The organism is Paenibacillus uliginis N3/975 (genome assembly GCF_900177425.1).
GTDB classification, from domain to species: Bacteria; Bacillota; Bacilli; order Paenibacillales; family Paenibacillaceae; genus Paenibacillus_AQ; species Paenibacillus_AQ uliginis.
Genome location: NZ_LT840184.1, coordinates 4,250,208 through 4,263,356 on the forward strand (window position 1 = coordinate 4,250,208; position 13,149 = coordinate 4,263,356).

9 protein-coding genes are annotated in these 13,149 nt (G+C 46.7%); all 9 read right to left on the reverse strand.

Annotated features, from left to right (window positions below; all coding sequences use genetic code 11):
• Positions 1 to 16: 16 nt before the first annotated feature.
• The 9 genes from B9N86_RS20335 to B9N86_RS20375 all read right to left on the reverse strand — a co-directional run bounded on the left by B9N86_RS20335 (position 17) and on the right by B9N86_RS20375 (position 13,147).
• Positions 17 to 802 carry a DeoR/GlpR family DNA-binding transcription regulator gene (locus B9N86_RS20335; protein ID WP_208914949.1) on the reverse strand — a complete coding sequence of 262 codons (786 nt, stop codon included), beginning with the start codon at positions 800 to 802 and terminating at the stop codon, positions 17 to 19.
• A 75-nt stretch (positions 803 to 877) separates the two neighbouring features.
• Positions 878 to 1,927, reverse strand: a complete 1,050-nt coding sequence (locus tag B9N86_RS20340; RefSeq protein WP_342192987.1) for an SIS domain-containing protein — start codon at positions 1,925 to 1,927, stop codon at positions 878 to 880.
• A 224-nt stretch (positions 1,928 to 2,151) separates the two neighbouring features.
• On the reverse strand, positions 2,152 to 3,327 hold the full coding sequence (locus tag B9N86_RS20345; protein WP_208914950.1) for a Gfo/Idh/MocA family protein: 1,176 nt from the start codon (positions 3,325 to 3,327) through the stop codon (positions 2,152 to 2,154).
• 200 nt (positions 3,328 to 3,527) lie between these two features.
• Positions 3,528 to 3,689, reverse strand: coding sequence for a type II toxin-antitoxin system antitoxin (locus B9N86_RS20350; protein ID WP_208914951.1), 162 nt, complete (start codon positions 3,687 to 3,689; stop codon positions 3,528 to 3,530).
• 11 nt (positions 3,690 to 3,700) lie between these two features.
• Positions 3,701 to 4,561: an SPFH domain-containing protein gene (locus B9N86_RS20355; protein ID WP_208914952.1), complete on the reverse strand. Its 861-nt coding sequence runs from the start codon at positions 4,559 to 4,561 to the stop codon at positions 3,701 to 3,703.
• A gap of 222 nt (positions 4,562 to 4,783) precedes the next feature.
• Positions 4,784 to 7,510, reverse strand: coding sequence for an alpha-mannosidase (locus tag B9N86_RS20360; RefSeq protein ID WP_208914953.1), 2,727 nt, complete (start codon positions 7,508 to 7,510; stop codon positions 4,784 to 4,786).
• Between the two features lie 120 nt (positions 7,511 to 7,630).
• On the reverse strand, positions 7,631 to 8,629 hold the full coding sequence (locus B9N86_RS20365) for a glycoside hydrolase family 130 protein (RefSeq protein ID WP_208914954.1): 999 nt from the start codon (positions 8,627 to 8,629) through the stop codon (positions 7,631 to 7,633).
• 58 nt (positions 8,630 to 8,687) lie between these two features.
• Positions 8,688 to 10,007, reverse strand: a complete 1,320-nt coding sequence (locus B9N86_RS20370; RefSeq protein ID WP_208914960.1) for a glycoside hydrolase family 125 protein — start codon at positions 10,005 to 10,007, stop codon at positions 8,688 to 8,690.
• 29 nt (positions 10,008 to 10,036) lie between these two features.
• Positions 10,037 to 13,147, reverse strand: a complete 3,111-nt coding sequence (locus B9N86_RS20375; protein WP_208914961.1) for an alpha-mannosidase — start codon at positions 13,145 to 13,147, stop codon at positions 10,037 to 10,039.
• Positions 13,148 to 13,149 lie beyond the last annotated feature (2 nt).

A 13,149-nucleotide genomic window follows, 5' to 3' on the forward strand; every position in this document is an offset into this window, starting at 1 on the left:
TTTCTCCTCCTAAGGATTATTCGCTCTCGGCTACATATAGTGAAGTTCCGGCTTCCTTTAAAGCGTTGACCAATGCGTCAGACGGTTGCTCATCCGTGATACAGCCATATAGCTCTTCTAGCTGGGCCACCGTAAACAAGGAAGCACGGCCGATTTTAGTATGATCGAATACCGCAATCGTTTTATCCGCACGGCGCATAAGCATGCGTGCTATGTTCGCTTCCAGCTCCGAGTAAGTACTTACACCGGAAGTTGTAAACCCGTCAATCCCCATAAACATCGTGTTTATGTTGACAGCATTGACGGTCTGCTCTGCCAGCGGGCCGCACAGCTCAAAGCTTTTGTTGCGCAGTACACCGCCGGTCAGAACCACTTGAAGGTCGCTGTTCTCGGACAGTTCCATCGCAATATTTACGGCATTAGTAACGACCGTAATATTTTTTCTATGTTTTAACTGCTGGGAAATCAGGAAAGTGGTTGTGCCCCCGGTTAATCCGATGACATCCCCTTCTTGAACTAATGAAGCCGCCAATCGGGCGATCTCCAATTTTTCCGGGTATAATACGTGCTGCTTCTCGATGAACGGAACCTCGTATACCGAAGCCGGCTTCACATACATTGCTCCGCCGCCGACACGTCTGATGACGTTTCCGCTTTGCTCCAATTCCTCAAGATCCCTTCTAACTGTAGCCTCCGAACAATTAAACGCCGTCATCAGCTCTTGAAGTGACATTTCTCCCTTCATCTCCAGCGCACTCAGGATTTGGTTTTGTCGTTCTGCTTTCATTCCGATACGTGCCATTTGCTATTATTTCCTCCTAGCTGGGGATTTTGAAGTGCCGCTTCAACTATTTCGAGCCTGCCTGGCGAACGCTTGTTAAATCTTGACTACTTGCGTCAAATTACGTGGTTCATCAGGATCAACGTCTTTGTTAACAGCTGTCCAGAAGCCGATATATTGAAGAAGCGGCAAATACATAACGGCACGAGCTTCATCGCTCACATCAATTGCCCCAATCTCAAACACGGCGTCCGCGAAAGCGGTGTCGTCGCCCGCGCAGGCTGTAATTACGAGTACGTAAGCCCCGTAAGCCTTCATCTCCTCAGCGACTTTCAACTCATAAGATCTTGCCGTCTCCGAGAGCAGCAATACAACGAGCGAGCCCTGTTCGATAATCGATTTTGGACCGTGTCTGAATTCAAGGGTGCCGTAGCTTTCAGTCCAAGTATAAGACATTTCCTTCAGTTTGAGGCATGCCTCTTGCGCAATACCAAAATAACTGCCCATGCCGAGGTATATCGTTTTAATAAAATCGTTGTTCTCGATCAGCCCTTTGGCAAAAGCATCGGCTTCTGCTATTTTTGCCCCGGCCTGATCCATCACCGTTCTCATTTCATTTGAGTAACCGCCGCCTGCAGCTGCTGCTATAGCCGCTTGCATCATAAATGTCATACTTACGAATGATTTCGTCATGACTGTGCTTTTTTCTTTACCGAACGGTGATACGAGACATTCCGTTTGCTTAGCCATACCACTGTCTTCGTAACAAGTGATTCCGCATGTATCCCAGTTTTCGAGACCTCTAACCGAGTCAATGGCCAAAATTACTTCAGTAGATTCACCGGAACGCGATACGCCGACAAGCAATTTTTTACCTTGCTTTGCCGAAGACTGGTCCCTGAACAAGAAAATTTCCGAGGAAGGAAATGCGCTCGCCGGCCTTGTGATCCAATAACGGAAAGTCGCTGCCATCGTCTGGGCCTGATAATAGGATGAACCCGAACCAATAAATATAACTTCTTCGTATGCAGGATTACCAATATATTTCTCAACCCAATCCTGTTGTCTGGCTAGCTGCTCCCATGCAGCTGCCATCGCTTCAGCCTGTTGTCCAATCTCCGGGTAAGTCAACTTTCCTTTCATCATAAAAGAACGTCTCCCCTCGCATCGTTATAATGATATATTAAATCATTATTATGATTCCTTCAATCATTATTATGAATGATTTTTTCAAACATAATGATTTAAAAAACGACCGTTTCCTGAATCGATAACAGAAAGCGGTCGCTCGGTAACATTTATCTAATAGCTACGAAGTATTGAAGTATGAAGTAAAAGCTTGTGGGTATTTAGTGCAGATGCATCATTCCTTAAATCGGAAGCTTTTCCTGATGCTCTGTGGCCGGACGATGTTTACCTTGATCGATTTGGACGACTTTCCCTCCCGCACGAATGGATTCCGTAGCCGCGCAGCCTACCACAACACTCATTCTGCCGTCAAACGGGCTCGCTAAAGGCTGCTTGTTATCCAGCACGAGGTTAATAAAATCTTCGCAAATCCGCGGGTCAGCGCCTGAATGAGTTCCGGGCATTTTTTTCATCTCGTAGGTAATGTCGCTCATTTCATGCCAGGAGCCTGACTTTCTGGTTTTGACATGAATTTTATCATTCACATCATCGTTCTCGATCCGGCCCTTTGTTCCAATAAAGGTATAATTGCGGGAATAGTCCGGCGTAAAATGGCACTGCAAATAAGAAGCTTTGATGCCGCCCTCCAACTCCATAATGACCATATTATTATCTTCAACATCGATTTCTTCACGGAAAGCACATTGGGTCAGCCGATCCAGACTCACGTCAGGGCAAGTCTTTTGCCGTTCACATTCAGGACAATACAGATCATTCGGCATATCCCCTCCGTAGTAATCCAGGCTGCCGAATGCAGACACCTTTCTCGTATACTTGCCTGTAATCCAGTGAATGACATCAATGTCATGCGAAGCTTTCTGTAGAAGCAGTGAAGTTGTATTTGCCCTTGTACCGTGCCAGTCATGATAATAATAATATCCGCCCAACCCGACAAAATGCCTCACCCAAACCGCTTTGATATCACCGATTACCCTTGAATCAATTATCTCCTTCATCGTCTGGTACATGCTCATGTACCGCATATTGAACCCGATCATGAGATGTTTTCCCGACTGTTTCCATTCGTCCAGGATGCGATCACACCCTTCCGGAGTAATAGCCAGCGGTTTATCGCAGTATACATGTTTTCCTGCCCGAAATGCGGCAATAGCTTGCTCTTCATGTAGATAATCCGGCGAAAGAATAACCACTGCGTCAATGTCCTCCCGTGATAACAGCTCATGGTAGTCCGTCGTAACAAAAGCATCCGGATTAACCGTCTCTCGAAAATTTGAAAGTGCTTCCAAAGAAATGTCTGCTGCACCCGTTACAATGGACCTTCCGCCGGGCTGATGCCAGTATTCCACAATGGAGCTTCTGCCTCCAACACCAATCACACCTACTCTAACCTGATTCACTAGTCCTCACCTCATTTTGTGATTTCACGATCATGAACTCAGCGTTTCGATGATAGTTTAAATCAAAATTATGATTTTTTCAATCATATTATTGACAAAAAGAATCAAATATTTTACGACACCCTAGTTATACTTTCTTAGATCTCAAAAAAGGATAGACACAAGCAGAGAAAATAATCTGCTGAATCTATCCATTCATTTCACTCTTTATCTTTTTTCCATCTTCCTGCTTTCTTCACGGCTTCTTTCAAAAGAATCTCGATTTGAGCATTAACGCTTCGCAGCTCATCATCAGCCCATTTTTCAAGAGCGTCATAAAGCTTAGGATCGATTCTTAGCGGATAAGCTTTTCGTTTTGCCATATAACCAGGTCCTAATGGATACTTCCTGTGTTAATAACAGGCTGTGTTCCTTTTTCCGACACAATGGCAACCATCAGATTATTTACCATTTGTGCCTTTTTATCATCGTCCAGCTCGACAACGCCTTCATCCGCTAATTGCTCGATTGCGCTTTTTACCAAACCGACAGCACCATCTACAATAACTTTACGTGCAGACAATACAGCCTGTGCCTGTTGTCTCTGCAGCATAGCAGATGCTACTTCAGAAGCGTAGGCAAGGTGCATTATACGAGCCTCAATAACATCAACTCCGGCAACTGCCAGACGGCTCTGAAGATCTTGCGCTAAAAAGTCAGCGATTTCATCACTATTTTTCCGCAATGACATATCTGTTTCTTTCTCAAAATGATCATAGGCATATTGACTGGCAATGTGGCGAATACCTGTCTCACTTTGAATCTGAACAAATTCTTCGTAATCCTCTACATCAAATGTTGCTTTTGCGCTGTCCGAAACTTTATAGACAACTACAGCAGCTATTTCAATCGGATTCCCCTCCAGATCATTGACCTTTAACTTTTCACTGTTAAAGTTGATGACACGAAGAGAAACTCTGGATTTAATGGTTAAGGGAATAGCTACCCATAGCCCCTGCTCTCTTATTACACCTACATAGGTTCCGAATAAAGTAAGAACTTTGGCCTCATTCGGTTGAACAATGGTTATGCCTGAAAGAATCAGTATAGCTGCAATAATCAAGAGAACTGGAATTATCAGGGCTGGACCAACAGAATCCGTGGAAATGAACAGAAATGCAGCCAGACCGATAAGCAGTAACGATACAATAATTCCGAGATAGCCGTTTAGCTTCAACGCTGGTTTTTCTTGCATGTTTAATACCCCTCCTATATATCAATGTGATATCACAATTATATCATATTGATATAATTGTTGACAACAAGAAGAAACGCCTTTGACGTCCTTTTTAAAGGACGACAAAGGCGTTTCTCGAGAAATATGAGCCAAGTATGCAACAAAGTCCGATTCCCGCATGAAATGCAGGAATCGGACTTTAGTCAAGTATTGATTTATTCTTTTACCTATTCATGACCATTAAGCTTTCACACCGATGGTCAAGATTTCGTAAGGTTTCACAGAAAGCGAGAATTCTCCACGATCATTAAATGGCTGGAGATCTCCTGTTTCTTCTAGAATCGTCGTCTTGTAAGCCTGCGCCCCAGAAAGCTTGGACTGCAGTGTCAGTTCAGCAGGAGCTTCACCCATATTAAACCAGCGAAGCATCATATCACCCGATTTACGGCTAACTTTAAGCGACGAGAATGCAAGATCTTCGTTTTCCCATTCGAAAGCAGCGAAATCCGGAGATACCGTTCCCTCGTGAATGCCAGTCTGGCATACTGTCCATGGAATCTGGAACTGATAAGCTTCTGCATATGCACCGGAAGCAATCCCATCACCATTGTGAGGAATGATTTCCATACGTACGGTATTAACACCCAGACACTGTGCTTCCGGCGTCGGGAAGTATCCCCAGTCACCAAGCTCGCCAACTGCACGTAGCATCGTTACCGCAATCGTATTTCGTCCATCGCGTAAAACTTCATATTCATTCAATCCAAGATTGGCCACTGTAAGTCCGGCACCTTCCCCGCCCACATCAACAAATGCTTGCTGGTGTGCTGTATTACTAGGGTTCTCCCATTCTTTGGCGGGAACATTATTTCGTGATACGATTTCGAACATGGAATCAGCATGGTGAACGGAAGTTTCCAGATCCGTTGGGAACAATGCCCGCAGACGATGATCCTTCGCCTGATTATTGAAAGTTGCTTCCAGTTCGATGCCTTTGCCTTCCCTGTTCAAGGAAATTAGTGTACGGATCGACAGCATAACTGTCTCACTTGACCGCTGAGCTTTACGCTGCGGATAATAGATCAGCTCGTGCTGCTCCTGATCAAGCTTCTCGTCAGCTGATACCGGTATTTCCCACTCATGAATCACTTCCAGGGTTGCACGATATGGTGTATCCTCTACAATACGGATCTTGGCGTCAAGACCCTTGGTTGTCAGAGCTTCTTCACCCTCTGGCTGCTTAAACATATACTCGTTACCGATATCTCCGGTGTTCTCATACACGCCGAGATCACGGAAGACTTGTCCGCTTCTCTTGTCTGTCAAAGTGAAGGAACCGTCTGATGCAAGCTCCACTTTCAGAGTTCCGTTCTCCAGTACTCTGTCTCCAGCGAGCAAAGACGCAGGGACAGCTGGCTTCACATTGCCCCTCACAAACGCATAGGTTTTAATTCCGAGTGCTGACAAGTCTTTAGCTTCGAAAGTCAGCTTCACTCTCCGGCACATGTAAGGCTGACGGAATTTGTCATCTGGCAGATCATATCCGAACTGGAGTCCCAGATCTTCCATCGTAAACGCTACGCTGTTTCCTTCGCTATCCACAACGGCACGTCCGGACAGGTCAATTTCTTTCATTCGGCGGCTCGTCTCTTCCAGCGAAAATCCATCGCGGAAGTATAACCGTTCAGCGTCCAGCTCTACGGTTACCGTACCGCTACGCTTCCATCCCGTAGTGTTGAATACAACGAAAGGAACGCTACTCTCCCCCCACTTAGCAAAAGACGTTGTATCAACGGCTTCAACGATAGCCTTCTTGCTATCATCCACAATGCTTTCAGCCACGTGGCGGCTCTTGTCGAAACGAGTAACCATTTCACGGTGAACCTCATCGACACTGCAGCCACAGATACTATCGTGAGGATGATTCTGCATCAGTGTCTTCCAAGCGTAGGTAAACAGATGGTGCGGATACTCTTGTCCAACCAGACTTGCGAAGGAAGCAAGCGGTTCAGCAACCTTTTCCAGAATGCTCTGGCCCGTCTGATTCATCTGCTTCAGGTAAACACGAGCGGAAGCTGTATTTACCAGCGTCCCCCATCCGTCGGTACGTTGGCTGCGAAGCTCGCCTTGTACAGAGGACAAGTCCTGGCTCATGCTATTCTTCAAGTCTACCAAGTAATCAGCAAAGGTAGAGTGAACAAACTCCGTATCCGGATGAAGCTTCTTCGCGGTTTGAATCGCTTCCGGAAGATCGCATTGGATCGGCTGGTGGTCACATCCGTTCATATAGAGAAGTTGTCCCGTTGATGCATATTTCTCAGCATCCGCAAGCTTTCTTTCCCAGTAAGCTTTAGCTTCTTCTTCATCGACAGGAACTTCGTTACCGTTACTGTACCAGTTCGCGAACAGAATACCGAGCACTTTGGAGCCGTCTGGACCTTCCCATACCAATTCGGAGAATGAAGACTCAAAGTCTCCATCCGATACCGTATTGTTAAAGCCTGTCGGCTTAACTCCGCGACCAAAGAAGGCATTGTCGATACCGGATTGCTTCATCAGCTGCGGTGTTTGGCCTACGAGGCCAAATGTGTCAGGGAAGTAGCCAATTTTGGATATCGTTCCGTAAGCTTCGGTATCTTGATGCCCGATCTGCATGTTACGAACGTTCGCTTCACTGCTCGTCAAGAAGGCATCCTGCAAAATATACCAAGGACCGATCTGGATACGTCCATCATGGATCAGCTTCTCAAGCTGCTCCTTCTTCTCCGGACGTACCTGTAAGTAGTCCTCTAGGATAATGGTCTGTCCATCCAGGAAGAAGTAACGGTACTCCGAATCCTTCTCCATTGTCTCAAGCAATTGATCCATCAATTGGATGAGCCGTACATGATGTTTCTCATAAGGTAAATACCATTCTCTATCCCAGTGAGTATGAGAGATGATATGGGCTTTTCTAGATTGGGTCATGGTTGTCGTCTCCCCCTGCTTCATAGAATGCTGTATGAACATGACAAGCGTGTGAAATGTTTTTAGTGCTCATCATTTTACACGCTTGCCTGTCTCTAACGTTTGTTATTAATTTGAAAGTTACGCCTCATCTACCAAAGGGTATTCTTCCATGTAATTCATCAGCTCGTCGACGGTCGTAAACGCGAGTCCAGTCACGGTGTCGGCGCAGCCATAGTAAATCGCGATGCGGCCAGTATCGGCATCGGTCAACGCCGCGCAAGGGAACGTTACGTTAGGTACGTCACCCATGCATTCGTAAGTCGTTTCAGGTCCCAAAATGTAGTTACGGGAACGAGCTTTAACTTTCCATGGCTGATCCAGATCAAGCAGAGCAACGCCCATACGATAAACGAAGCCGTTACAAGTATTGATAACGCCATGATAAATCAGCAACCAGCCTTTGTCCGTTTCGATCGGCACTGGTCCAGGTCCGATTTTCTTGGACTGCCAAGCCGAAGCATCTCCATCAATTGTTCCCATTACATAACGGTGCTTGCCCCAGAAGGTAAGATCAGGACTTACACTGTAGAAAATATCCCCGAACGGCGTATGGCCTGTATCACTCGGACGGCTGAGCATCGCGTAATAATCACCAATTTTGCGTGGGAACATTACCCCGTTGCGGTTATACGGCAAAAAGGCGTTTTCCAGTTGGTGGAATGTTTTAAAATCGGTCGTATACCCAATACCGATCGTCGGGCCATGATAGCCATTACACCAGTTGATGTAATAACGGTCTCCGATTTTGATCACTCGTGGATCGTAGCGGTATTCGCGCTTCGTTATTTCCTCATCGCCTTCGAACACGATTGGATCATGATTAATTGTCCAGTTTATGCCATCTTCACTGAAACCAGCGAAAATATCCATACTAACCGATCTGGAATCGCAGCGGAACACACCAGCGAACCCACCTTCAAACGGAACAACAGCGGAGTTGAATACACTGTTGGAGTTCGGGATTGCGTGGCGCTCAATAATCGGATTTGCCGAATAGCGCCATACCGGAGCATTGAGACCCTCCGGCTTGTCTTGCCAAGGGATGTTATTTAGGGATTCGCCAATAATTTTGCTCATTGTTATGTCTCCTTTTTATTAGAACATTTATCATGCATAAATTTAGATCAACGTAAGCTTACAAAATGCCTTCTTTCATCGCCTTGTACACAAGTTGAGAGAACAGGCTGTTCGACCAAGCAAACCATGATCTGGTGAACACTTTCGGATCATCAGCGTGGAAGCCTTCATGCATGAATCCGGTATCCGCATCTGTCGATTCCAGCATAGCGATCATTTCAAGTTTCTCTTCAGCGGATGATGCCGTAATTCCCTGCATGGACAATGCCATGTGCCAGATATAATTCGCTGGTGTATGCGGACTTCCGATTCCCTTAGCCATTTTCCCTTCAAAATAGAACGGATTTTCTTTGCTCAGAGCAAAACGTCTAGTGTTCTGGTAAATCGGATCATCTGCGGTTACATAACCAAGATAAGGGATGGACATTAGCCCTGGTGTACCTGCATCATCCATCAAGCAATAGTTGCCGAATCCATCGGTTTCGTATGCATATATCGGTCCAAACTCCGGATGACGGTAAATTCCGTAGAGCTTAATACCGTGATCAATTTCAGCCTCAAGCTTCTTAAGATCAGCCAGAAGTGTCATATCACGGAAAATCCATTCTGCGAATTCTTGCATATGGCGCAGAGCTACTACAGCAAACATGTTACCTGGAATGTTGTAGTGGAAATCACAAGCGTCATCACTTGAACGGAAGCCTGACCATACCATGCCCGTGTAATTGACCGGCATACCAAGTCCGTTGTTGCGTAAGGAGTCTTCCGGAATTCCGTTATCCCGTGTGAAGCGGTATGGGGAACGTTCGAAATGGTATTGCTCCGTCTTGAACAGCTCCACGATTTTCAGCATAGCTGCTTTAAATCCGGAATCAAACACATCCGTAAGTCCAGTCTCCTTCCAGTAAGCATAAGCCAGACGGATGGAGAAGCACAGGGAATCGATTTCGAACTTACGCTCCCACACCCATGGAGACATATCCGTCTCGTCATCGGTGTTCCAGTGCCAATCATTGGCGGATTCATTAAATGCATTGGCATAAGGGTCAATATGAATATAGTTCATGTGACGCTTGATCAGACCACTTAAAACACGTTGTAATTCTGGATCGTTTTTGGAAAATGGTACATAGTGCATCACTTGCTCAACGGAGTCACGAAGCCACATTGCAGGAATATCACCGGTGATAACAAAAGTAGTGCCATCATCCATCAATTTAGTGGTCGTCTCCAACGTATTCGGAAACGTATTTTTAAACAACTGTAAAAGCTTAGGGCGATGGGCCAGCTTCTCTTCCGCTTCCTTCAGCACATCTTGAATGGATTGTGGCAGCGTAAGGGTCGGCATAGGTATTTTGGGGAGTCTAAATTGTTCCATGTGTATTGGCTCCTTTAGTAAGTTAGGTATTAGGAATATATAAGTTTCACTGTTTTGATCTCATAAGGTGAAAATTGAAGTGAAATCGTTCCCTCCGTGGTTGGAAGAATCTCGATTTCTTCCTCCAGTGCATTGGACAAGCACACTTTCGAGAACGGATGCGGCCATGTCAAGGTGACAGAATCACGTCCTCCAGAGGACTCATACCAACGAAGAACAACACCACTGCCGTCTTCTGCAGGTTTGACCGTGTCGAGCACGACATGCTGGCTCTCAAACGGAATCCATGAATGTGTCGATGGCAGTGTTCCCTGTTTCGGAGACTCAGGGAGAACAGGCAGCTCGTAGTTCAGCTCTGCAGCTTTTCGGACCGTACCGGCTTGACGCCAATCCCCTATATGAGGATACAAGGAATACGTGAATTGATGCTCTCCCAAGTCCGCCGTGACATCCGGCCATTTAGGAGCTCTCAGCAGGGACAGACGGATAGTGCTGCCCTGAATGTCATAACCGTACTTGCAGTCGTTCAGCAAGCTGACACCGTATCCGAATTCCGATACATCTGCGAAACGGTGACCACATACTTCGTACTGAGCCTGTTCCCAGCTCGTGTTTCGATGTGTCGGACGCTCAATGGATCCGAATGGAATCTCATAAGTCGCCTTTTCTGTCACGACGTCGATCGGGAACCCAACCTTGAGTAATTTGTGTGATTCATTCCAGCTGACATGGGTTTTAAAATCAATTCGGCGATCCTGATGATACAAAATCATATCCTGAGTAATCTCTGATTGATGCAACCGCCACCGGAAACGGAGAATATCCTTTACCGAACCCGTTAGAACCACTTTTTTCTCTAACAGCTCGGCTTCTCCGGCAACCTGATCCTCATAACGGGTATCAATGTCCCAAGCATCCCATAACACAGGACGGTCATGGAAAAAATGAAACCGGTTTGCCCGTTCTCCATCCTTCACCACTTCACGGTTAGCTTCTTTATCAAAGAGACTGATGATTTCGCCGCGGTCGTTGAACTGAATTTTGTAGAACTCACTCTCCCAGAGATGATCCAGATTTCCTTGCTCTCTGTGGGATAATCCTTCCGAGGATTCTCCTGTCCGCACCCATATGGTCTTATAGCCAAAGGCAGGTACGCTCGGCACACATACGGTCAAGGAAACTGCTCCCATGTCATCGGTCATTACATCACTCTTGAGATGGTTACCCCCCGCATCATAAACAGCTTGCTCATCCGGGCTATCTTCACACGGTATGGATATGACGGCATCACGGGACCATCCCAAACTGTTGAATACGAGGTATGGTAGCCCTTCTCCTTCAGTACTCACTTGTGCAGCGAGTGCTTGAAGCCCGATCTGAAGCGATGTGTTTCCTTTATCGAATACTTCGCCATACTCTTTCTCGGAGGTCACGTATGACTCGGTAATCGCCGACCCCGGGATAATGTCATGGAACTGGTTTAAAAGAATCAGCTTCCAGCCGTCATGAAGTTTAGTATTTACTTCTTGTATCTGTCCATCAGCCATAGCTGGAGCTGCCAGCGTGTTCCACAACTCTGCTTCGCGGTACAGCATTTCCGCTCTCCGGTTGTACCTCTTATTACGACCATGCGTGGTATAGGTTCCGCGGTGCAATTCCAGGTAGAGATCCCCTCGCCATGTTGGAAGCTTTGGACTGCGCTCTTCAATACTTTCGAAAAATTCCGCTGCCGTGCTGTAACGGCTGGCCGGCTGGCCTACCATCAATTCTGCCCGGTCGATATACTCCAGCATTTCACGGGTTGCACCACCGCCGCCATCGCCATGTCCGTAGAGCAGCATCTGCTCGTTATGAACATCTTTCTGACGGTAAGACTGCCAATGGTCATGAACATCCTTCGGCAGTGTATTTTCATTCACTCCATGGTTCAGGTAGGACAACATCGGCGTTCCGTCAATCCCTACCCAGTGAAATAAGTCGTACGGAAATACGTTCGTATCATTCCAGCCAAGTTTTGTGGTCATGAAATAACGGATACTGCCATGTTTCAAAATTTGCGGCAGTGAAGCACAATAACCGAATGTATCCGGAAGCCACTCAATGTCCGACATTTTCCCAAACTCCTGCAGATAAAAGCGCTGACCGTAAAGCATTTGACGCATAAGTGATTCCCCGCTCGGTATGTTCAGGTCCGGTTCGACCCACATTCCTCCGACCAGCTCCCAGCGTCCTTCTGCTACTCTCTCTTTCACCCGCTCGTATAGCTCGGGGTCATTGTCTTTCAAAAACTGAAACAGCAGCGGCTGGCTCTGTGCGTATTTATATTGAGGATACTCCTCCATTAAAGCATCAACGGTTGAAAAGGTACGGCTTGTTTTTCGGACCGTCTCCCGTACAGGCCACAGCCACGCGATATCAATATGTGACTGACCGACCATGTGCTCGGTCCCCTCAGCATTGTTGCCGATCTCACCAACCTCGCGAACGAGGTCCTTTTCAAGCCGAATGACAGCTTCTCCCATACGCACTGTAGCCTCATCCATGGCAACGAACCTGTCCATCGCACGGTAAAGTGCCTCCATGAGACGGACACGCCTGAAGTCCTGCTCAGGTAGCAGGACCATGGAATCGCGTATAACAGTCACGGTGTACATCAGACTTTGTACAGGTGTATTGACCCGAACCAGCATACTGCGGATGGAGGTAATTGGAGGCTGGATGACCGCCTGCTGGTTCAGTGGATCCACCGGCTCTGGAATCGGGTCGTACAGCTCAATTTCGAGTTCTACTCTAGGTCCGGTTCTTTCGGGATCCAAGGTGACAAACGTATGATTCCGGTCCAGCCCTTGATAAGAACGGCCGTTCACACGCAGCAGACCCTCTCCTCCAGACTCGAACACGAAACCGATCTTGTCATTAAACCATGTAACGGGAAGCTCCAGTGTTTTGCGGAAGAAATACGTTGTTCCCTGATTACTCGGGAACCGCTCCAATCCCTCTCCTTGAGGATACGGTTCTGTATTCTCATATTGTCCCGGGAGTTTATAAGTGGAACGTGTAATATCCCAGTCCCGTAGCCCCATGACCTCCAGCCACTGACGCTCTGACAATTCCCTGATAAATCGTCTAATTCGCTCCATGA

What these genes read in the sequence shown, in the direction of transcription:
- B9N86_RS20355 (WP_208914952.1), bottom strand. Translation starts at nt 4,561, where the DNA reads ATGCAAGAAAAACCAGCGTTGAAGCTAAACGGCTATCTCGGAATTATT.
- B9N86_RS20335 (WP_208914949.1), bottom strand. Translation starts at nt 802, where the DNA reads ATGGCACGTATCGGAATGAAAGCAGAACGACAAAACCAAATCCTGAGT.
- B9N86_RS20370 (WP_208914960.1), bottom strand. Translation starts at nt 10,007, where the DNA reads ATGGAACAATTTAGACTCCCCAAAATACCTATGCCGACCCTTACGCTG.
- B9N86_RS20365 (WP_208914954.1), bottom strand. Translation starts at nt 8,629, where the DNA reads ATGAGCAAAATTATTGGCGAATCCCTAAATAACATCCCTTGGCAAGAC.
- B9N86_RS20350 (WP_208914951.1), bottom strand. Translation starts at nt 3,689, where the DNA reads ATGGCAAAACGAAAAGCTTATCCGCTAAGAATCGATCCTAAGCTTTAT.
- B9N86_RS20360 (WP_208914953.1), bottom strand. Translation starts at nt 7,510, where the DNA reads ATGACCCAATCTAGAAAAGCCCATATCATCTCTCATACTCACTGGGAT.
- B9N86_RS20340 (WP_342192987.1), bottom strand. Translation starts at nt 1,927, where the DNA reads ATGATGAAAGGAAAGTTGACTTACCCGGAGATTGGACAACAGGCTGAA.
- B9N86_RS20375 (WP_208914961.1), bottom strand. Translation starts at nt 13,147, where the DNA reads ATGGAGCGAATTAGACGATTTATCAGGGAATTGTCAGAGCGTCAGTGG.